The 829-nt window shown below is 35.1% G+C and carries 1 protein-coding gene; it reads left to right on the plus strand.

The window, feature by feature from the left end; all coding sequences use genetic code 11:
- A partial coding sequence (locus RT405_RS11740) for a glycoside hydrolase family 73 protein (RefSeq protein ID WP_396163784.1) occupies window positions 1-621 on the plus strand: 621 nt, incomplete at its 5' end.
- Window positions 622-829: the final 208 nt, after the last annotated feature.

Below are 829 nucleotides of genomic sequence, written 5' to 3' on the forward strand. Positions count from 1 at the left end.
AAGAAAAAGTATCAAAAAGCTTCACGAAAGTTTTTTCGACTATCGCCTAGCTATGTGTTGTTCAGTATATTTTTAATTGTGTTTATTTTTTTTGGTGCATTGGTTTTGTTAACGTCAACCATCGCTCCTACTATAACCGAGCCTTTTTCAGATGAAACTAGCAACAAACAAGAGTTTATCGAACGAACAGCAGATTATGCCCAGATCTTAGAAGAAAAATACGCTATTTTACCAAGCGTCAGCATAGCTCAAGCTATTTTAGAATCAGATTGGGGCAGAAGTGAACTCTCCCTTAAAAACAATAATTTTTTTGGTATCAAAGGCAGCGACCCAGATCAAACAGTTGTCATGAATACAAAAGAGTTTGTTGATGGACAATGGATTGAGGTCGAAGCCCCTTTTAGAAAATACACCAGTTGGCAAGAATCGATGGATGATCATGCCAAATTATTTGTTGAGGGAACTACTTGGAATCCCGATCAATATGCTGCAGTTTTAGCAGCAAAAGATTACAAAGAAGCTGCTCATGCATTAGAAGCAAGCGGCTATGCTACCGATCCTGACTATCCCGAAAAATTGATCAGTTTAATCGAAGAATTTAATTTAAATCAGTATGATTGAAAAATCATGCTGATTTTCTCTAACTATCAATTAACTATTTTTATAATTTCAGGAGTGGATGGCTAAATAATAAGTCTAGCTATGTGCAAAATAATTCGTTAAAATAACGATAGAAACAAAAAGGCTTTAAGGAGGGAATTAGTAGTGGAAGAACACATCAAAAAAGCAGCACCAAAAATTACAACAGACTTAAGAAGAGATTATGTTG

It is taken from the genome of Carnobacterium sp. (assembly GCF_032094055.1).
GTDB lineage: Bacteria > Bacillota > Bacilli > Lactobacillales > Carnobacteriaceae > Carnobacterium_A.